The organism is Candidatus Sodalis sp. SoCistrobi (genome assembly GCF_900143145.1).
Lineage (GTDB): Bacteria > Pseudomonadota > Gammaproteobacteria > Enterobacterales > Enterobacteriaceae > SoCistrobi.
The window spans coordinates 1-19,228 of sequence record NZ_FRDB01000025.1 but is presented as its reverse complement, the minus strand read 5'-3'; the positions used below and the strand labels follow the sequence as shown (position 1 = coordinate 19,228).

General features: G+C 56.4%; 19 protein-coding genes and 2 pseudogenes. 11 read left to right on the top strand and 10 right to left on the bottom strand.

Annotated features, from left to right (window positions below):
• Nucleotides 1–298: 298 nt before the first annotated feature.
• Nucleotides 299–1,312 carry a LacI family DNA-binding transcriptional regulator gene (locus CINSTRO3249_RS03295; RefSeq protein WP_074012169.1) on the bottom strand — a complete coding sequence of 338 codons (1,014 nt, stop codon included), beginning with the start codon at nucleotides 1,310–1,312 and terminating at the stop codon, nucleotides 299–301.
• Nucleotides 1,313–1,510: 198 nt separating this feature from the next.
• Between CINSTRO3249_RS03295 and CINSTRO3249_RS03290 the strand changes: the two genes are divergently transcribed.
• The 5 genes from CINSTRO3249_RS03290 to CINSTRO3249_RS03270 are packed head-to-tail and all read left to right on the top strand — an operon-like array spanning nucleotide 1,511 to nucleotide 5,815.
• Nucleotides 1,511–3,256 carry a class I mannose-6-phosphate isomerase gene (locus CINSTRO3249_RS03290; protein WP_074012168.1) on the top strand — a complete coding sequence of 582 codons (1,746 nt, stop codon included), beginning with the start codon at nucleotides 1,511–1,513 and terminating at the stop codon, nucleotides 3,254–3,256.
• Nucleotides 3,257–3,259: 3 nt separating this feature from the next.
• Entirely contained in the window at nucleotides 3,260–3,688 is a 429-nt protein-coding gene (locus CINSTRO3249_RS03285) for a PTS sugar transporter subunit IIA (protein ID WP_074012167.1), read from the top strand.
• 9 nt (nucleotides 3,689–3,697) lie between these two features.
• On the top strand, nucleotides 3,698–4,192 hold the full coding sequence (locus tag CINSTRO3249_RS03280; RefSeq protein WP_074012166.1) for a PTS sugar transporter subunit IIB: 495 nt from the start codon (nucleotides 3,698–3,700) through the stop codon (nucleotides 4,190–4,192).
• A 10-nt stretch (nucleotides 4,193–4,202) separates the two neighbouring features.
• Nucleotides 4,203–4,997, top strand: a complete 795-nt coding sequence (locus CINSTRO3249_RS03275; RefSeq protein WP_074012165.1) for a PTS mannose/fructose/sorbose/N-acetylgalactosamine transporter subunit IIC — start codon at nucleotides 4,203–4,205, stop codon at nucleotides 4,995–4,997.
• Nucleotides 4,997–5,815: a PTS system mannose/fructose/sorbose family transporter subunit IID gene (locus tag CINSTRO3249_RS03270; RefSeq protein WP_074012164.1), complete on the top strand. Its 819-nt coding sequence runs from the start codon at nucleotides 4,997–4,999 to the stop codon at nucleotides 5,813–5,815. The genes CINSTRO3249_RS03275 and CINSTRO3249_RS03270 overlap by 1 nt, the downstream gene beginning before the upstream one ends.
• Before the next feature lie 161 nt (nucleotides 5,816–5,976).
• Here CINSTRO3249_RS03270 and CINSTRO3249_RS17390 read toward each other — a convergent pair whose 3' ends face one another.
• The 9 genes and pseudogenes from CINSTRO3249_RS17390 to nqrC form a co-directional block, all read right to left on the bottom strand.
• Complete coding sequence (locus CINSTRO3249_RS17390; RefSeq protein ID WP_254304287.1) at nucleotides 5,977–6,495, bottom strand: hypothetical protein; 519 nt, start codon at nucleotides 6,493–6,495, stop codon at nucleotides 5,977–5,979.
• Between the two features lie 391 nt (nucleotides 6,496–6,886).
• Nucleotides 6,887–7,373 (bottom strand): annotated as a pseudogene (locus CINSTRO3249_RS03255) (TlpA family protein disulfide reductase).
• The gene (locus CINSTRO3249_RS03250; RefSeq protein WP_074012162.1) at nucleotides 7,360–8,055 is read right to left on the bottom strand and encodes an ABC transporter ATP-binding protein; all 696 of its coding nucleotides are present in this window, start codon (nucleotides 8,053–8,055) and stop codon (nucleotides 7,360–7,362) included. The pseudogene CINSTRO3249_RS03255 and the gene CINSTRO3249_RS03250 overlap by 14 nt, the downstream one beginning before the upstream one ends.
• A 4-nt stretch (nucleotides 8,056–8,059) precedes the next feature.
• Nucleotides 8,060–9,190 carry an ABC transporter permease gene (locus tag CINSTRO3249_RS03245; protein ID WP_074012161.1) on the bottom strand — a complete coding sequence of 377 codons (1,131 nt, stop codon included), beginning with the start codon at nucleotides 9,188–9,190 and terminating at the stop codon, nucleotides 8,060–8,062.
• On the bottom strand, nucleotides 9,180–10,463 hold the full coding sequence (locus tag CINSTRO3249_RS03240) for an ABC transporter permease (protein WP_074012160.1): 1,284 nt from the start codon (nucleotides 10,461–10,463) through the stop codon (nucleotides 9,180–9,182). The genes CINSTRO3249_RS03245 and CINSTRO3249_RS03240 overlap by 11 nt, the downstream gene beginning before the upstream one ends.
• Nucleotides 10,464–10,465: 2 nt before the next feature.
• Nucleotides 10,466–11,845, bottom strand: a complete 1,380-nt coding sequence (locus CINSTRO3249_RS03235) for a Fe-S-containing protein (protein ID WP_074012159.1) — start codon at nucleotides 11,843–11,845, stop codon at nucleotides 10,466–10,468.
• A 118-nt stretch (nucleotides 11,846–11,963) separates the two neighbouring features.
• A complete protein-coding gene (locus CINSTRO3249_RS03230) occupies nucleotides 11,964–12,491 on the bottom strand; it encodes an iron transporter (protein ID WP_074012158.1) in 528 nt (175 codons plus the stop codon).
• Nucleotides 12,492–12,518: 27 nt separating this feature from the next.
• Nucleotides 12,519–14,495, bottom strand: coding sequence for an FTR1 family iron permease (locus CINSTRO3249_RS03225; protein WP_074012157.1), 1,977 nt, complete (start codon nucleotides 14,493–14,495; stop codon nucleotides 12,519–12,521).
• Nucleotides 14,496–14,755: 260 nt separating this feature from the next.
• Nucleotides 14,756–15,514 (bottom strand): NADH:ubiquinone reductase (Na(+)-transporting) subunit C, encoded by a 759-nt coding sequence (gene nqrC, locus CINSTRO3249_RS03220; RefSeq protein WP_074012156.1) that lies wholly within the window; start codon nucleotides 15,512–15,514, stop codon nucleotides 14,756–14,758.
• A 782-nt stretch (nucleotides 15,515–16,296) separates the two neighbouring features.
• Here nqrC and CINSTRO3249_RS03215 point away from each other — a divergent pair.
• The 6 genes and pseudogenes from CINSTRO3249_RS03215 to CINSTRO3249_RS03195 all read left to right on the top strand — a co-directional run.
• Complete coding sequence (locus CINSTRO3249_RS03215; RefSeq protein WP_074012170.1) at nucleotides 16,297–16,638, top strand: zinc ribbon domain-containing protein YjdM; 342 nt, start codon at nucleotides 16,297–16,299, stop codon at nucleotides 16,636–16,638.
• A gap of 227 nt (nucleotides 16,639–16,865) precedes the next feature.
• Complete coding sequence (locus CINSTRO3249_RS16405; protein ID WP_254304286.1) at nucleotides 16,866–17,039, top strand: hypothetical protein; 174 nt, start codon at nucleotides 16,866–16,868, stop codon at nucleotides 17,037–17,039.
• A gap of 392 nt (nucleotides 17,040–17,431) precedes the next feature.
• Nucleotides 17,432–17,674: a DNA damage-inducible protein I gene (dinI, locus tag CINSTRO3249_RS03210; RefSeq protein WP_074012155.1), complete on the top strand. Its 243-nt coding sequence runs from the start codon at nucleotides 17,432–17,434 to the stop codon at nucleotides 17,672–17,674.
• A 175-nt stretch (nucleotides 17,675–17,849) separates the two neighbouring features.
• Complete coding sequence (locus CINSTRO3249_RS03205) at nucleotides 17,850–18,128, top strand: hypothetical protein (protein WP_074012154.1); 279 nt, start codon at nucleotides 17,850–17,852, stop codon at nucleotides 18,126–18,128.
• Nucleotides 18,129–18,517: 389 nt separating this feature from the next.
• Nucleotides 18,518–18,766 (top strand): biofilm formation regulator BssS, encoded by a 249-nt coding sequence (bssS, locus tag CINSTRO3249_RS03200; protein ID WP_074012153.1) that lies wholly within the window; start codon nucleotides 18,518–18,520, stop codon nucleotides 18,764–18,766.
• Between the two features lie 158 nt (nucleotides 18,767–18,924).
• Nucleotides 18,925–19,101: pseudogene (locus tag CINSTRO3249_RS03195) on the top strand (FAD-dependent oxidoreductase); the annotation flags it as partial.
• Between the last annotated feature and the right edge of the window lie 127 nt (nucleotides 19,102–19,228).

The window sequence follows — 19,228 nt, the reverse complement described above, 5'->3', positions numbered from 1 at the left end:
TGCTCATGCTGAGTTTCCAGCACTAGATTAACTGCCCGTTCACGGACTTCCGGAGAGTAACGTTTGGTCGTTGTCATAGAGACCTCCACTTTTAAAGTATAGACTCTAATTTATCCGGGGTGATTCACTCACTCATCCATCTCATCGAAAGCAGCGCATCGAAAGCAGCGATACCCAATCTCATAAAAATTCATCAAAACCCGCAGCCAAGTGTGAAGCATGGAGAGGTTGTTTAAAACGCGGGAATGACCGCACTGCAGAGCGACCTCATGACACGACCAGCCTGAATTTCCAGGCCTTAACGCAACCTGTCGCCGCAGGACTCGCGTATCACCAGCGCCGGCGGTAAAATAATGCGTTTTGGCGGCTCATCGTTGCCCTGAATACGGCTATACAGCAACTCGCCCGCTTTACGGCCTATCTCTTTCGCCGCCACGGATATCGTCGTCAGCGCGGGCTGCACCAGCGAAGCTTCAGTAATATCATCGAAACCGACCAGCGCGAAGTCTTTACCCGGTGTTCGTCCCGCTTTACGCAGCGTTTGCATGACGCCAAGGGCGACGATGTCCTGATAACATACCGCTGCCGTTATTTGCGGGAAGCGCCGGAATAACGCTTCAGAGACGCGGCTCCCCTCGCTCTGGCTTGCCTGCGACGTCACGATCCATTCGCTTTCGGGCTGAATATTATTTTCCAGCAACTTGCTGGTATAGCCGCCAATACGCTGGGCACGGCTGGTAGAGCCGAGACTGCCGCCGATAAAAGCGATATGACGGTGCCCCAGGCGTAGCAAATGTTGCGTGGCAAGCTGGGTGCCAAGAAAGTTATCAGTACCGACAAAATCGAAATCCACATCGTCGAATGGCCGCACCACTATAATCGTGGGGATGTTGCGCCGTTTAAGCGCTTCAAAAAAAAGCGGTGACGTTTCTCTCGCCGCGCAAAGCAGCATCCCACAGGCGTTGTTGCGCATAAGCGAGTCGACAAACTTCTGCTGCCGTTCGCCGGACTCTTCGCTGTTCGCTAAAAACAGCAGCAAATCATGCCGTTCCATCTCGTGGCTCAACCCGGCGGTCATCTCGCCATAAAACGGGTTGGTGATATCGTGCAGCAACAGACCGACCTGATTACTGGTGCGGTTGCGCAAGTTGGCGGCTGTCTGATTATAAACATACCCCATCTCGTCGAGAATATGGAGAACCCGCTGCCGCGTCTCATGAGAAATGCGTCCGCGGTTACGCAACACCATCGACACCGTTGCGGTTGATACGCCGGCCCGTTTAGCGACCTGCGCCAGAGTCACGGAAGTCATTTGCTCTCCTTAACAAGAAATCTGCGCCTTAGATTAATCGAATAACCTGCGAATTGCATCTCACCATGTGATGGCAATCACAAACATACAGCAAAAAAGCCGCCGGATAACGAAAATGGCGGGTTAATCATGTTTACCAAGCTGCTAATTTAAGGTTAATCGATTAATCTAAAAATACGCCATCACACGGAGCGTTATATGAAGCACTCAGGGTATGACAAGTTTCCCGAAGTCCGCATCAAGGGATGTGACGATCGGGCATGGTGCGGCTGGCCGGCTATTCAGCAGGCCATAGAGGCACGCCTGCCAAAGGGGCATAAAACCGTCTTAGTGATTGATTGTTATCCTGGCGTTCGCCTGGACGAGCTTTATGAGCAGCTCATTTCCTCTCTAAACCCGGCGCAGTGGATTAACGCCGAAGACGCACGTCACGACGAAGAGCAGTTGCAAGATCTCCTCGCCGGCAACCTGACGGAGGATCGCGTCTTCGGCGTGCTTTCCCACCACGGGCTAAGTGATTTTTTTTGCAGTGATAAATTGGCGACGCTACGGCGTGAAGTAGAGCAGGCCAGCGGGTTGACGGTGATTTATGGGTCGGGCGCGTCGCTGGTACACCCCGGCGACATCCTGGTTTACGCCGACCTGGCGCGCTGGGAAATCCAGCAGCGCTTTCGCAGCGGCGAATTGGGTAACTGGGGCGTGAACAATCAGCAGGAAGATATTCTACGCCGTTACAAGCGCGCCTTCTTCATCGAGTGGCGCGTGTTTGACCGCCACAAAACGCCACTGCTCAAACGCGCGGATTTTTTGCTGGACACCAACCAGCAAGCGTCCCCGGCGCTGATTAGCGGCGAGGCGCTGCGTGATGCGCTGCGGCAAATTACCCGGCAGCCGTTTCGCGTCGTGCCGTTTTTCGACCCCGGCGTGTGGGGTGGGCAATGGATGAGACACACGTTCAATCTCGATCGCGCGAAGCCAAATTACGCCTGGTGTTTTGACTGCGTGCCCGAGGAGAACAGTTTAATACTGCGAGTGGGTGAGGTACGCGTCGAGATCCCGGCGCAGGATTTGGTGCTGCTTTACCCCCGCCCGCTACTGGGCGAAAAGGTTCATGCCGGTTTTGGCGCGGAATTCCCCATCCGTTTTGACTTTCTGGATACCATTGGCGGCCAGAATCTCAGCTTCCAGGTTCACCCTCTGACGGAATACATTCAACAGCAATTCGGCATGCACTATACCCAGGATGAAAGCTATTACCTGTTGGCAGCCGAACCCGGCGCGGAAGTTTACCTGGGCACCAAAACCGCTATCGACCCGGGCGAGATGCTGGACGATTTGGCGCGCGCCCAGCGCGGTGAAAAGGCGTTTGATGACGAAAAATTCGTTAATCGCTTCCCGGCGCGTAAGCATGATCACTTCCTGATCCCGGCGGGTACCGTTCACTGCGCCGGGGCCGGCGCGATGGTGCTGGAAATCAGCGCCACGCCATACATTTTCACCTTCAAACTGTGGGACTGGGGCCGCCTTGGGCTGGATGGTCTGCCGCGCCCGGTACACCTTGAACACGGCGCTCAGGTCATTGACTGGCAGCGGGATACCGAGTGGGTCAGCGAGCATCTGGTCAACCATTTTGAACCGATTGCCGAGGGCGACGGTTGGCGCGAAGAGCGTACCGGCCTGCACGAGCGCGAGTTTATTGAAACCCGCCGCCACTGGTTTAATAAACCGGTGATCCATCATACCCACGGCGGCGTAAATGTACTCAACCTGGTAGAAGGCGTTAGCGCGGTGGTAGACAGCCCGGGCCACGCCTTTGAACCCTTTGTGGTGCATTATGCCGAGACCTTTATTGTTCCGGCGGCGGTCGGAGAGTACCGCATTTCACCTTCTGGCGAGAGCGATGGGCAACAGCTCGCCACCATGAAAGCTTGGGTAAGGGGATAAATCATGATTAATGTCATGCTTGCGACGCACGGTCCGCTGGCGGAGGGGCTGCTTGAGAGTGCTCGTATGGTCTACGGCGAGCTACCGCACGTTTTCCCGGTCACGCTCAGCGACACCAAAGGCATCAGCGCCTTTCGCGAGGAGTTCGCCACCGTACTTCAGCGCGCCGCGCAAGACGCTGACGGTGTGCTGGTGCTGTGCGATCTGCAAAGCGGCACGCCGTGGAACGTTGCCTGCCACCATGCATTTGACTCTGAAACCACACCGCCCATGGCGGCGCTGGGCGGCGTTAATTTCCCGATGTTGTTACTCAGCGACGATCTGCAAGCGTTGGCTGACGTTGAGCAGGCCGCGGCACAGTTGCTGGAGCAGGGCAAAGAGGCCGTGGTGCGGGCCCGCCTGGTGGAAACGCCGCAAACCGATGATTTTTAAGGGGGTGTGATGAGAATATCTTTTGTACGTATTGACGACAGGGTGATCCACGGCCAACTGGTTACCCGCTGGTCCAAAGAACTGCCCTGCGACGGTATTGTCGCCATCGACGATGCGGTAGCCGCCGACCCGCTGCTCTCATCGGTGATGAAAGGGGCGGTGCAGGACACCAAAGTCTGGTTGTTCGACACCGTCACGGCGATTGAAAAGCTGCCGAAAATTATCGCCAGCGACAAGCGCTACTTCGTGATTGGCAAATCACCGATTACGCTACAACGCATTGAAGAAGCGGGCATCAGTCTGCAAAACGCGAACCGCAAGATTAACGTTGGACCGATGAGCGCCCGCGCCAATACCACCACTATCGGACCCAATCAGGCCGTCAGCGCAGACGAGGCGGCGGCGTTTGACGACCTGATGCGGCGCGGCCATCTCATCGAGTTTCGTCTGGTACCGGATGCCAGCTACTACAGCTGGCAAGACGTCCGCCAAAAAATAAAATAAGGAGTCTGTTATGGCTTTTGAAGCAACATTAATCGGCATCCTCTGTTACCTTGGCGCGCTCAGCACCCCCTGGTTGCTCGGGCTTACCGGCGGCTGGTATTTGATAACCCGCCCGCTGGTATCCGGTATGCTGGTGGGGTTTATCCTGGGCGATGTGCAAACCGGGATTATCATCGGCGTCGCCGTGCAGGCGGTCTACATCGCGATGGTCACCCCCGGCGGCTCAATGCCGGCGGATCTCAACTTCGTCGCGTTCCCCGCCATCGCGCTGGGGATTTTGTCCCACAAAGGACCGGAGGTCGCCGTCGCGCTGGCCGCCACTATCGGTATTGCCGGGACGGTGCTGTTTAACGCCATGCTGGTGCTTAACTCCTGGTGGAACCACCGCGCCGACGTGGCGCTGGAAAACGGCGACGAACGCGGCATTTACCTCAACAGCGCTATCTGGCCCCAGGTCACTAATTTCTTGATGCGCTTCGTTCCCACCTTCATCGCCGTCTATTTTGGTGCTCAGTACATTAGTACCTTTATGGATAGCCTGCCGCACCTCGTTCTGGCCACCATGAACGTGCTTGGCGGTATTCTACCGGCGGTAGGGATCGCTATTTTGCTAAAGCAGATCATCAAAAACTACAGCATGCTGCTCTACTTCCTGGTGGGCTTTATCTGCATCGTGTTCCTGAAACTCAACATGGTAGCGCTAGTGATTGTCGGCGGGCTGCTGGCGTTGATTCATTACAACTACAAACCGGAACCGCAGACCGTAAGCGCGTTTAAACCGGCCGATGATGAGGATGAATTCTGATGGAAGAACGTAAACTTACCCGCGGGGATCTGCGCCGCTGCTGGCGCAGTTGGATGATGTATAACCTGTCCTCGATGAGCTTTGAACGCCTTGAATCCTTTGGCTTTTGCCTCAGCATGCTGTCGGTTGCGAAGAAGCTTTATCCCGATAGCCAGCGGCGCAAGGAGATGCTCAAACGTCACGCCTCGTTTTACAACACCGAGCCGCAGCTGGGGGCCATCGTCAACGGCATGGTACTCGGGCTTGAAGAGAAGCGCGCTAACGGCGAGCCGATTGACGGGGAAACCATTAACACCTTGAAAGTCGGGCTGATGGGGCCCGTGGCCGGGATTGGCGACTCCATGATCCCGGGAATGCTGATCCCTATTCTGCTCAGCATTGGTATGGCGCTGGCGGCCGGCGGCAATATTCTCGGACCGCTGTTTTACGCCGTCGCCTGGCTGGCGATTATCCTGCCTGGTTCGTGGTTTTTGTTCCTGAAAGGCTACCGGATGGGGTCAACGTCGGTTGAGATGCTGGTGAGCAGTAAGTCCAATCGCCTGCGCGAGGCGCTGTCTCTGTTAGGCGTATTCGTGATGGGCGGCGTGGCGGCGAGCTATATCAAGCTTGGCACCGGTCTTAAGTTTGTCACCAACGACGGCGTTAATATTCATCTGCAGCAAATGCTGGACGGCATTTTTCCCCAGCTGCTGCCGCTTATCGTGGTCATTGGCACCTGGTATTTAATGGCGAAACGCGGCCTGTCGCCGGTAAAAGCCATGCTGTTATTGTTGGTCTTGGCGGCGGCGGGCGTCGCCTGCGGATTATTTGCCGGATAGCGTCGCCGCGATAGCGCCAAGGGCGGGCAGCGCAAGGTTGCGGGCCACCGCGCTGCTCGTCCTGCAATATCGGACTTTTTCAAAGCGCTTTCATTCCTTTTGGCATTACTGATGGTTGCCCGCCAGTCCGTACTCCCTCAGACCAGCGGGCGCAATGTTGCTTAAGGGCGCATCAGCGGTTCAATACCGACCCATTTTTTTGTCGGTTGATAGCAAAGCTTAAGGGGCGGTAGGGCGATTTTCTGCCCCGCTACCGCCAATTCTCCTAAGTGAATCGTCCATTTTTCATTTGCAGCTTTATTCCAGGTTTTGAATACCACATAGACCGAACCATAATCGTCATTGTTGGAAATTCGCGGAACCCGGCGGTGCACCTCATTGCTGTTAATATCATAGGGGGAGGGCCGGGCATACTTCATCGTGTCACCCGGGAAGTCATAAGGGAATGCCTCCGTGCCGAGGAAGATTTCAGGTCTGGCATACTGACGCGAACCGTCGCCCATGTCGATATAGGCCTGACGGCTATCATAGAGAATGGGAATCGCAGGCTCACCCTTTTGTCGGGCACGCGAAGGGCGCAGGCGACCTTTATTATAGGCAATCACTTGCACGTAAAACTCAGGACGCGCTTCCGGCCCCTGCACTTTGGGCAGGGTAAAGCTCCCTCGTTTCTCGGTCATGACTAAGCCCGGGATACGATGGTCATAAAGATAGGTTTCAAGAACGAGCGTTTTTTTCCGTTGGGCGTCGTTATGTCAAAGTGATATTCGCTTTGGCACAGATCATTATAGCCGGGGCGCTCACGCGGCCAAGGCACGCAGCCGCTTAACATCACCATCATGATCGTAGCGATCCCTGCCCATTTAGGGTAATGCGAAAACCACATAGAAGACTTCCTGGTTCATTATTTCCCCTGTGATTTGAGTTTAATAATCTGAAATCATGTTTTCAAGTCAAGGGACTATTCGCCGTTAATATTGCTATCGGGATGTGCCATCACGCATCGGTCAAAGTACGCTTTCACGCCGCTACAGACTGGCTTTACGTTGCTCGCGAGAAAACCGCCGTGGTTTACTGGCGGGCCAGGCGGGTAAAGGTTTGCTGTAACTCTGGCAGCTTGCGCGCCCCTTGATGCATGTCGAGCACGCGACCCTGGCTGTCTATCAGTACCGAGGTGGGTGTGCCGATCACCTGATAGCGCTCTTGAGTAATCTTGAGCTGGTCGCGCAGCACCGGATAGGTGATGGCGTGTTTGGCCAGAAGCGCCGTAAGCGGCACCGGACCCGGGATCGGTATTCACCGCGACCACCGTCACTTTATCGCCCCATTGTTCACTCAGGGCTTCCAGCGTGTCCATCTCGGCAAGGCAGCCGCCGCAGTCGGCCGACCAAAAGTTAAGATAGATGCTCTTGCCCCGCCAACGGTCGAGGCTGGCCTCTTTACCCTGCAAATCAAACGCCGCCAGCGCCGGCGCGGTTTTGCCTTGCGCCAGTTTTTCCTCTTTGCAGCCGCCAAGCAGCACTAGCACCAGCACCACCATCGCGTTACGCCATTGCATGTTGGTTGTTCTCCTCGCCGAGATATTTTCCGTGTTGCAGCCGTATGATGCGATCGGCAACGTGCCCCAGCGCTGGGTTATGCGTCACCAGTACGATGGTCCGCCCTTGCCGCTGCAGGTCTTGCAGTAACGCCAGCACGCGCTGCTCATTTTCTTCATCCAGGTTGCCGGTCGGCTCATCGGCGAAAATCACCGGCGGTTCATTCACCAGCGCCCGGGCGATACAGACGCGCTGCTGCTCGCCGCCGGAAAGCTGGCTGGGTAAATGGCCGACACGATGACCCAGACCCACCTGTTCCAGCACCGCCCGGGCGGCGGGTTCGTCTACGATGCTGTGGTAATGTTGTGCCAGCATCACATTTTCCAGCGCGGTTAAAAACGGGATTAAATGGAACTGCTGAAACACCAGGCCTATCTTCTGCGCGCGGAAACGGCGCCGGCCTTCCTCATCCAGCGCCGCCGCGTCGGTGCCGTCAAGGAGAACCTGACCTTCGCTTGCGGTATCAAGGCAGGTGAGGATATTCATGAGCGTGGTCTTACCCGAGCCCGACGCGCCCATGACCGCCACAAATTCGCCGCGCGCGATGTGCAGATTGATATCGTCCAGTGCGGTAACTTCACCGAATCGTTTGTACAAATGGCGGGTTTCAATCACCCTCTGGGGCAGGTGCATGACCGACATGGCACTACTCTCCTTTAAGCACTTTCGCCGGCTCGACGCTGACCGCGCGCCGCACCGGAACGATGGCCGCGAGCACCGCGACCAGCAAAGACAACAGCAGGGTGATGGGCAAGACCGGCAGCCGCAAGGAAATGGCGGAATTAAACACCGTCAACCCTAATAGCTGCGCCAGCAGATAGCCCAGCACCCAACCACTCACCACCGCCGCCAAGGCGATGATGCTCGTTTCCAGCAGGATCTGGCGGATAATATCGCCGTTGCTGGCGCCCAAGGCTTTTTGCAGCGCAAACTCCCGCGCGCGTTCGCTGACGATTGCCATCAGCGTGGTGTTAACGCACAGCGACGACAGCGCCAGAATGACGACCGATACCAGCCCCATCAATCCTTTGATCTTGTCGAGCACCTGTCCTTCAGAGGCGGACACTTTACGTATCGGGCGAATATCGAGGGCGGGATAGTGCTGGGAAAGACGCCGGGCGTAGCTGTCCACCTGTCCCACGTCATTGCTGACGCTCAATAAGCCGTGGCTGATTTTTCCTGGCTGGTTCAGCCACGCCTGCGCCACGTCCAGGCTCACGATCAGCATGTTATCCGTGGCGTCGCCCGCCTCGACTACCCCTTTCACCAGCAGTTTTTTGCGCGCCTGATGGTCCACGAGCGTCAAGCTATCGCCGGGCTTTAGATTGAGACGCTCGGCGAGCTTGATACCCACCATGGCGTTGCGATCGTCAAAATTGACGCCGATCCAGTTGCCCGTGACCTGCCAATAAGGCACCAATTTGGGCAGCGACTCGAACCATACGCCCACCATGACGACCTTTTCGAGCTCGGTACGCGCCATGCCGTAAAGCCACGGACTGGCGCCGTGAATCAGTCCGGCAGGCGCCTGTTCGATAATGGTTTGCAAATCCTGCTGCGGCATGTGGGTGCCGTGCCCCGGGCCGAGGTAAAAATTAGCGCCGAAGGTGCGCAGCTCTTCGCTCATTTTGGTGTTGATGTCGAACCAGACGGCCGAGAGCGCGGTCACGATAGTGGCGCCCACCGTGAGGGCGACAAACACCACGCCCACACGCTGCAAACGCAGGCGTAATGCGCGCCAGACCAGCAACCAGAGCAGGTTGCGCTTAACGGCCATAGAGCACCTCCACAGGGTAAAGACGGGCGATGCGCCGGGCCGGGAACCAGGTGCCGATTAACGCGATCAGCACCGCGATAACCAAGACACAGGGCACCACTATCCAGGCGAAATTCAGCGGCGAGCCAAACAACATCAGGCCGATGACCTGCGCCAGCCCCCAGCCGGCAAGGCAACCGACAGCGCCACCGAGTAAACCGCTGGTCGCGGCTTCGAGATAGAACAGCAGCAGAATTTGCCATGGGTGTGCGCCGAGCGCTTTCATCAACCCGATTTCCCGGGCGCGTTCCATGATGGTGCTGGTCATCAGCGAGGCGATACCCATGGCCGCCGCAGCCAGTGCGGCCAAGGTTACCACCGCCATCAGCAGTTGAATTTTATCTATCACCACCCCTTCCGATGCGGCGACCTGCCAGACCGGACGCACCTCAGCTCCTGAGATCGCCTCTTCCAACTGGTGCGCAATAGAGGAGACATAGGCGGTGCAGTACCAAAGGTCATAGTCTTCGGCGTTGAGCGCGTCCAGGTTTTCCCGCGCCCGGCGCGATAGCGCGTTTTCCGGTACCGTCAGGGCCGAAACGCGAATGGCCTGAACTTTCCCCGGCAGGTTCAGTAACGACTGGACTACGGCCAGCGGCATCACCAGTTGGTTGTCCTCTTCGCCACCGCTGGACAGGATGCCGCTCACGATGACCTCACGGGTGTTTCCCTCGACGCGCAGCGGGAGTGTATCGCCGACCTGCCAACCGGTACGACGGGCCAGCGCCTGACCGACCAGCGTTTGCGGCAGCGCCCCCGCCGGCTCCTGAGGCCAGTCTCCCGTAACCTGCCAGAACGGGCTAACCGTGCGCTGGCCGGTCTGGTACCCCTCTTCATCGGGGATCTCCACCGGTTGGCTGAAAAAGGTCCCCAGCACGCCGACATCGCGATCGCCGACCTGCACCTCGCCGCCCAGCATCGGTGCGAAGCCGACAATATTATTGCGCCAGAAGATGTCTTTGATGTTGGGCAGTTCGGCTTCATCCAGAAAGTCCTGGCCCGACAGCGGGTTGGATTGTCCGCTGAACACCGCCGGCAGCACTGCCTGGCCGGCGGGTTCAATCAGAATGTTGGCGCCGTAAGATTTCAGCTCGCGCGACATCTTATCGCCAATATCAATAGACACCGCCAGCAGCGCCGAGATAAGGCTTGAGGCCAGAAAAACCGTCAACACCGCCAGCCCTTTACGCCGTAAATGGTGCCCCCAGGACTGACGCAACATTCGCCATAACATGGCTACTCCTCCTTCGCCACGCCGGGCGCAAACTGCTCGGGCGCATCGCGGAAACGGGTATAGTTGGCGTCCGAGGCAAAGTACCAGGTTTTGCCGGCCCACACGTATTTATAGTCAGCGGCGGTGTTGGTAAGCCGTGTTCCGTCCACCGGATCGACCACATTAATGGTCAACACCGTGGAGAAATAGTTTGCCCCTGCGGCCAGGGCGTCGCGGGGGATGACCAGTTCCCGCGCGTCGTTGCGCCAGTTTTCAATGGGCACCGGGTTACATCCCCCGGGCTTGCCAATCGATGGAATGAAAATGTGCACGCCGCAGGCAACGCAAATGACCTGGTTGCCTTCCATGACGTACCCCTGATCGCCGCACAGCAGACAGGCGTCAAACACGACGCCAAGACGCAGTTTGTCGGGATAGCGATTGATGACAAAGAAGCGCACCGCTTTGCCGTCATCCGCCACCCAGACAAAGCGGTGCAGTTTCCCGTCGCGCACCTGCTCGATAGGAAGATGAACCAGACCATCATCGGCCAGCGTTACCGTTTGTGCTTCGGACAGACGCGGCGGTTGCGAGGCGACCAGGTTCCACCACAGTTGGCCGGCGATGACGATGACGGCGCAAGCCGCCGTGGTCAGCGCCAGCCGCAGGGCATCGCGCCGGTCGGCGCGGGCGAGGCGGCGGGCAATTGGATCGCGCGCCGCGCGCGTGGCCCGGACATGACGCCGCAGCGTCGGCAGCCAGCATACTGACAGCAGCAAAAGCAGACCGGCGCCTACCCAATTGAACATCGCTGCGTTATTGGTGACGTGGGCGACAAAGCTAAGCAGGGACTTCAGCAGCGGCACCACTTGCAGTTTCATCAGCAGCAACAGCAGGTTACCGCTTAGCGGCAGCCACAGCATGAAAAGCACCACCAGCGTTAACGGCCAGTACAGCCAGCGCAGACGCGCCACCAGCAGACCCGCTAGTGCGGCGATAAGGCCGAGCAGCGCAAACGCCAGCGCCAGCGCGGTAAGATTCAACAGCAGATCGGTATTGAGGACGTGGGTGCTGGTGAGCCCGCCCAGATTCGGATCCAGACCCCAATGACGCGCGGCGCCGAACACCAGGATCCCCTGCCAAAGATATCGGACAGAGTGCGGCACCCACCAGAAGCTGAGCAGAAAGAGCAACGAAACCAGCACTTCGGTGCTGACCGTCAGCAATTGCAGCGGCTGGGAGCCGCGGAACCACATCCCGCACAGCAGCCCGGCGACCAGCGCCGCCAGCGTGGTCCACACCAGCGGACGCAGTGCGGGCGGTTGATTGCGGCTCCACAATACACCGGCCAACAGGGCGATACAGATAAAGGACTGTAGCGTGGTGGTAAAAAAATAACTCATAACATCGACTCAAAGACGGCTGCCGCGGTGAGGCGTTGCGCCGTCAGATAAAACTCTCGGAACGGTCGGGATGGCCGTATCACCCTCCCGCCTTGCTGGCACGGCGATCCGCGCCCTGTTAATTCAGGCCGACATACTTGAATTCATAGCTGACATCAAACGGCTTCCACCAGCGGCCGACGCCGGTCTCGCTATCGGTATGGCGGTGCATACCGGCTTTTGACGGCGGATCGATGTGATAAGTGACCTTGTAGTTGCCCACGCCCATCATTTTGATGTTGGCGCCATAGTGCGGGCCATCGCTGGCAACCATGGGCATAAAGGTCCCCTCTTGCTTCTCGCCGGTGTCATTGTTGACCAAGGTGTAATTGATGGTCAGAAACGGCATCCATTCGCCGGCGCCAAAACCGTTTTTATTCCCTTCCGTAGCATGAATGTCGGCTTCCAGATGGATGTCGGATTTTGCCGCCGACAGCCCCATACCGCGCGGCTCCATATCAATCGGCTGTAAATACACGGCGGCCAGCTCCATTTCATTCATGGTGACCGGCTCGCCGGCCGGGTATTCCTTAAACGCCAGCGCGGCGGGGGCGGTAAAGATGCTGGCGATCGCGGCGCCGGCAATCAGGGTCTGCTTGACGTTCATCTGACATTTCCTCTGGTCAAAAAAGAACTACGGATTAGTGTGTATTGTGTTGTCGGCAACCTGACCGCGGCGCTGCATTACCCATAGCGCCACCAGCGCCGCAAGCAGTAAAACCGCCTGCGGCAACAAGGTTTCGCGATAGGGATAGATGCCCAGCCAACTTATCTCCGGTATGCCGTTAATCAGCGTCGGCTGGAACAATTTGCCTTCCACCAATTCCAGCACCCCTTTGCCGGCAAAGACGAAGGCCATCAGGTACATAAAACAGCCGGTTACCATAAAGAACGGCTTAAGCGGCAGCCTGACCACCGAGTAGCGCATGACCAGCCAGGCCAGCAACAGCACCACGCAGCCGATGGCGAAACCGGCGCCAATCGCCAAATGGCCGGACAGCGTCTGCGCGTCGCCGAAAAGCGCATAGTAAAACAGCACCGTCTCCGCGCCTTCGCGGTACACGGCCAAAAAGCTGGTCAGCCACAGACCGATCAGCGAATTACGGGAAAGGGAATGGGATAGCTTGCCTTCCAGCCAGGCCTGCCAGTGACGCGCTTCCACTTTGGACAGCAGCCAGTAGCTCATAAAGAACAACATCACCACCGCAATCAGCATGGTGATACCCTCCAGCAACTCCCTGCTGGCGCCGGAATTGGCGAATAGCAGCTGGAACAGGGCGGCGGTGACCACGCTCGCCAATAGCGCAACGACCACCGATTGGCGAATTAACGGCAGCTTGTCGTGATGGTTGTTTTTCACCAGATAGGCGACGATGGCTGCCACTATCAACAGCGCTTCCAGCCCTTCGCGCACGATGATCATCAGGCTGTAAAGCAGCAGGCTCCAATGGGTTTCGTCGCCCGTTCCCAGCATGGCGACCGCCTTTTCTAGGTCTTGCTGTAGCGCGCTGGCCTGGGCCGTAAGCTTATCTACCGGCTGGCCGGCCTTCATCAGACTGACCAGGCGGGTGAAATAGTTTTCCAGCGTGGTTTTGAACGCGGCATCGCGCGCGCCTATTTTATTTTCCATGCCGGTGGCTTCAAAGCGATCAAAATAGGCATCCTGCACCGCCAGAATGGCGTCCTGCGCGCTACCGCTTTGATAACGCGTGATCGCCGCGCTGATGCTCTGATTGATCCCCGCCGCCACATTTGCCCAGTCGGCATCCGGGACGCTGGCGCCGGCGACAGCGGCGGTATCGGCGGTTTGCTGCGCGCTCACCGGCTGGTTATCGCGCGTGGTCGGCAGACCCGGCAACGTGTCTTCGATATCCTGTAGCAGGGTTGTGACCTGATAGGACACGTCATTTAGCCGGTCGGGCTGTTTCGCCAGCGCGGTAAGCGCGGTGAATTGTTGATTAATGGCGGCGGCGTCCTGGGCGGAACGATTCTGGCGTACCGCCATTTCCATTTCGGAATTTTTGAACCCCTGAAAATGCGCCTGCTTGATGCGTTGGCTGGCAACGTCGTATTGACCGGCCTGATACAGCGTCACCGCCTCGGCCAGCAAGTCATCAATGCTGCGGAAACTGTCCTGCCAGTAAACGGCGATATCGGAGCGGGTCAATGCCGTGTGCTGCTCTTCCGCCACCAGTTGATGCCCGCCGTCCAGCACCGGCTCAACCTCGCGCAGCGCTTTTTTCAGCCCGTCGATTCTGGCCAAAACGTCGGCGACCGGTTTACCCTCGCCGATCATGCGACGGATGTCGCCGAAGGTAGACTCCATTTCATAGCTTTTGTTGGCGGAAATATTAATGCGAATCGGCCCTTCGAGATTCTCAAAAACCTCGAAATAGGCCATCTGCACTTCGCGACGTGCTGCGGTGTTTTGCTGTTGTTGGTAAAGTTCCGCCGTTTTATCAAGGCGTTGCTCAATATCTTCAATATAAGGCGCATATTGGGTTTGCGCCCAGACACAGGCGCTGAAGAGCACACCAAATACGGTCAGCAGAAAGGATCGGGCAATAAACACAAGGCGTACCGTCAAAATGCAAATGATAATGATTATCATGAATATTTTTTGTAATTTGTACATGACTAAGATCATAAAAATGACAAACAGTGACAAAATGTTTAAGTTTCTCTTGGAAATAAAAGTGAATAAGCACCTGTTTTTAGTGGAGTGTAATTTTATTTCAATCGGCTTCTCACCCTGGCCTTAAATCCCTACGCTGGCCGTGGAAATAAAGCATGGCGATAGAGAAACAAAAACCAGCAATAACCACATTGCTGGCATCACGTGATCTTCGTCTAATTTTGGCGCTGGAAAAACTACTGGAGAATTAAAGGTTTTTCCTTGGCGAGGCGCTGTAAAAAAGGACCATAACCGCGCTCGCCCATCCAGTAATTAACGCTTTTTTCCACGCCAACGGAGGTCATGGTCGCCCCGCTGATGCCATCGACGGTGTAAACATCATCAGGATTTGCGTTAGATTGCACGACTTTCAGGGCCGGCTGGTCGCGGTCATTCAGCAATTTCTTCCCGCTCCATTGCCGCAGCCAGGCGGGATCTTCCACCCGTGCGCCCAACAAGGGGGTCTCGTTTTGCTGATAGTACAGCAGGTTTTTCACCGTGCGGCCATCCGGGGCCAGAGCGATAAACGCATACATCATCGATTTGGCGCCTTTGCCGAAGATGGGTAATATAACTTGCTGTATTTTATCGTCATCATGAATAAAGTAGACGTCGCCCGTCGTGCAACGCTGGCGAATTTGCGCGGGATCCCGACTCGCCGGCAGACTGACACAAGACGTCGGCGCCTCTTGCGGGGATGCGCTTGGCAGTACCGCGCCACTCGCCAAAGTGACCTGACGGGCAATGACTCGACGGTGGTAAAGCTCATTAAGCGTGCGCGCGTCGGTTGCACCGGACCCGCTCAACCCGGCAACCTGAATGATCGCTGCGATTCGCTGTGCATCGTCAGGTTGTGCGTAGTTATTTTTCATCAATAGGAAATATAGCGCCCCCGCCGCGAAACAGACGACACAAAATAACATCATCGACGCAACAATAATTTTACCTTTTCTCATCGTTTTATTTTCTCATCCTTACTCACGACGTTTACAGCTCAAGGAAAAATAACGCCGCTCTTGGCGAATACATATGCCACCGATAGGTCGGATTTGCAAACTGCAATGAATGACAGGGAAGAGTTTGAGTAAAAGAAAGGGGGAGAATAAATCTCCAATGAAGCGGAAAAATAAAACGGCTTAGTCTCGAGGGCAAGGTTAACCATGGCAGGTAACGGAGCTTAGCGCCTGTGGCCGCCGGCAGGAAGCACGGAAAGAGGAGGGATGAGAGAGAAAAAGACAGCCCACACCGCCACGGTGAGGCCAATGCTGGAATCTGCTCAAGAAAGAGGAATGGGCAATGTCATCTGGCCTAAGCAAACGGCAGAAAGAATGAGAAATAGAATGGAAAAGGGGCCCACCACCGTTCTTCGCACCAAATTGCACCGTTAGGCTGAGCGAATGTTTGGCTTAGGCCACACCGTCAAACCAAGGCGAGGCAAATCCAGGCAAGGATAGGCGAGCCAAGCTAAGGCAACGCAGGCTAAGTTATGGCAAGACAAGCCAAGCCAGACCGAGCCACGCAGGGGTTGGCAGAATCAAACTAAGCCGGAGCCCCTTCTCGCCTGTCGGTAGCCGGCAAGGCCGCTGTCCACCTGCACCCCAGGCGCTATCGGGACGCCACGGCGGGAGGAGAGGTAGTCAAGCGGCGGGGGATCGGCTAACATTGCCGACCAGAAAAACGTTTAGCTATGATTTTCTTGCCAAATTTTAAAGATACCTTACTTTTCAGAGAGATGATTATGTCACAATTGCCAAATTGCCCAAAATGCGACTCTGCCTACACCTGGCAGCAGGATGAACAGCTTAATTGCCCTGAGTGTGGCCACGAGTGGTCGCTCGCAGAGGCGAGCGCCGGGCAGGAAGAAGGGCTGGTGGTGCGCGACGCTAACGGCAATCTGCTGACGGACGGCGATGCGGTGACGGTTATCAAAGATCTGAAGGTCAAGGGCAGCACCTCGACGCTTAAGATCGGCACTAAAGTCAAGAGCATCCGTTTAGTGGCAGGGGACCATAATATTGACTGTAAAATTGAGGGTTTTGGCGCGATGAAGCTTAAATCGGAATTCGTGAAGAAAATATAAATTTCCCTTACCTAGGGCTTTGTTTCCTATTTGTTCTGGGGTGACAATGAATTACCATAGCGTTACTTTTATTTTCTATGGTACATGGATCCCCAATGCGTCAGCTGGCAGCCCTTGTTCCTCTTATTGCTCTGCTCGCCGCCTGCAGCAGCAAGCCGTCTTCTTCCGACGTGGCCTCGCAGGACGCGCCTTCAAGCGCATAGGTATCTACACATTTATCACGATAAATGTGTAGATACCTATGCTTTTACGGTCTGCCGCTGAACGAAGATTTTATTACGCTGCGCCGTGAAACTCATCGCCAACCGGCGACCCTCCCGCTGGCGGGCGGTGACGGTGAAACGCTGGTGCCCTTCCTCGCCGACCAAACGCTTAATTGGACAGTGGTAGACGAAAGCTAGCTTTAATCGCACACAACTGGCGCGGGATGTCGACATGGCGTTCCTCTTCGGCGTCAGGCACTGGGTGTCGACATGGCGATCGTCATCGCTGTCAGGCGCGGGATGTCGACATGGCGTTCCTCTTCGGCGTCAGGCGCCGGGGTGTCAACATGGCGTTTCTCTTCGGCGTCAGGCGCCGGGGTGTCGACGTGGCGTACGTCATCGGCCTGGAACGCCGGCCAGACGCCCTGCCGCCCGTCAGCCCTTGGCCCAGGGCGCCAACTCGCCCGTAAGCTCGGTGTTTCGCCGGCGCCGGTCTGACGCCGGCCATGGCGACAAGTCGCTATATCGGTTGCGCTCCTTCTCAAAGTACTGTATAAATGAACAGGCTCCGATACTGTGAGAGCAGACACATGCGCATTGAAATCACCCTCGCCAAATCGACACCGCTTCCTGCCGGTGCCCTGGAGGCGTTGAGCAAAGAGTTACATCTCCGTATTGATAAACAGTTCTCCGACTCCAAGCTGCAGATACGTTATGCCAACGCCAATGGCATTACGGTCCTGGGCGGCAGCAAGGAAGACAAGGCGCTCATCACCGACATCCTGCAAGAGACGTGGGAAAGCGCCGATGACTGGTTCGACCCGCCCTCATAACCTTCAACGTTTTGTTGTACTGTCGCTTGCCGGGCTCGCTACCCGGCCTTTTTTTTCTTGTAGCTTTCGCCCAAAAACGCAGGCTGACGCTGTAAAAATTCCTAATGGGGCTTATGATAGGGAAACCATTGCCGGTATCTGTCCAAGACGGCACCACCGCTTTCGGGAGAACACCATGACGTCGGAAAAGCCAGAAGAAGCGATGACCTTCGGTGAGTTACTGCAATTGATAAGCGAACAGCAGCGCAGGCTGAGCGTGCTGGAAATTGCTTTTTCCTATCTTTCTTTCAGCCTGGACGAAAAAGCGAACCAGTTGCTGATCCATAACCTGATGCTTGAATCCCAGAACCAAAACCGCGATGCGCTGATGCAGAAATATTTCGCGCAATTAGCGGAAGAGCTGGCCCGTCGCGTCACGCCGGTGACGCCGCCCCTCACACCACGGCAGGATTGATGCGCCACACCGGCGCGATAGGATAGTCGCACCCCCCTCGCGCCACGGCAGGATTGATGCGCCGCACCGGCGCGATAGGATATGCGCGCCGCCCCTCACACCACGGCAGGATTGATGCGCCGCACCGGCGCGATAAGATAGTCGCGCCGCATCTCGCGCCACGGCAGGATTGATGCGCCGCGCCGGTGCGGTAAGATAGTCGCGCCGCGGGGGGGCCGTCACCCGTGACCGGCGCGTTCAGTAACCCTTTGCGACGTTTCCTATTACAAAAAAAGTCTCTAATTGCGTAAAAAATTTTAAAAGGCGGGTATAATGAAGCTACCTGCGAACCAGGAGATGCCAGAACCTCATTGTCACTCAAATCATAACGAGTCAAAAAAGGGGTATATATGGACAGAAAAAACGAAATCATTCATACACACCCGCTGGTCGGCTGGGACATCAGTACGGTAGATCCCTACGATGCCATGATGATTCGCCTGCATTATGTCAATTCCCCTGACCAAGCCACTGCCGATGCGGAAGTTGATCGGACCTTGTGGCTGACGACGGATGTCGCCAAGCAGCTGATTTCCATACTCGAAGCCGGTATCGCCAAAATAGAATCAACGGAACATCTGGATTACCGCAAGCACTAGTTCTGTCACCCCTATGCACCCGCAGCCCTGCCGCGGGTGTTTTTTATTTTACGTCAGCCCTATTTCAGACAGATGACCCTATTCGTGCTTTCAGACTGTTACTACACTTACCCGACCCGGCGCCACGGCCGGCGGAATTCAGTCAGGAGCATGAGGGTATGGTTTACGATTTAATCGTCATCGGCAGCGGTTCCGTGGGGGCGGCCGCGGGTTTTTACGCCACGCAAGCCGGACTGAATGTGCTGATGATCGACGCGGCATTCCCGCCGCACCAGGGCGGCAGTCATCATGGCGATACGCGTCTTATTCGCCATGCCTACGGTGAAGGCGAAAAATGAATCACCCCGGATAAATTAGAGTCTATACTTTAAAAGTGGAGGTCTCTATGACAACGACCAAACGTTACTCTCCGGAAGTCCGTGAACGGGCAGTTAATCTAGTGCTGGAAACTCAGCATGAGCA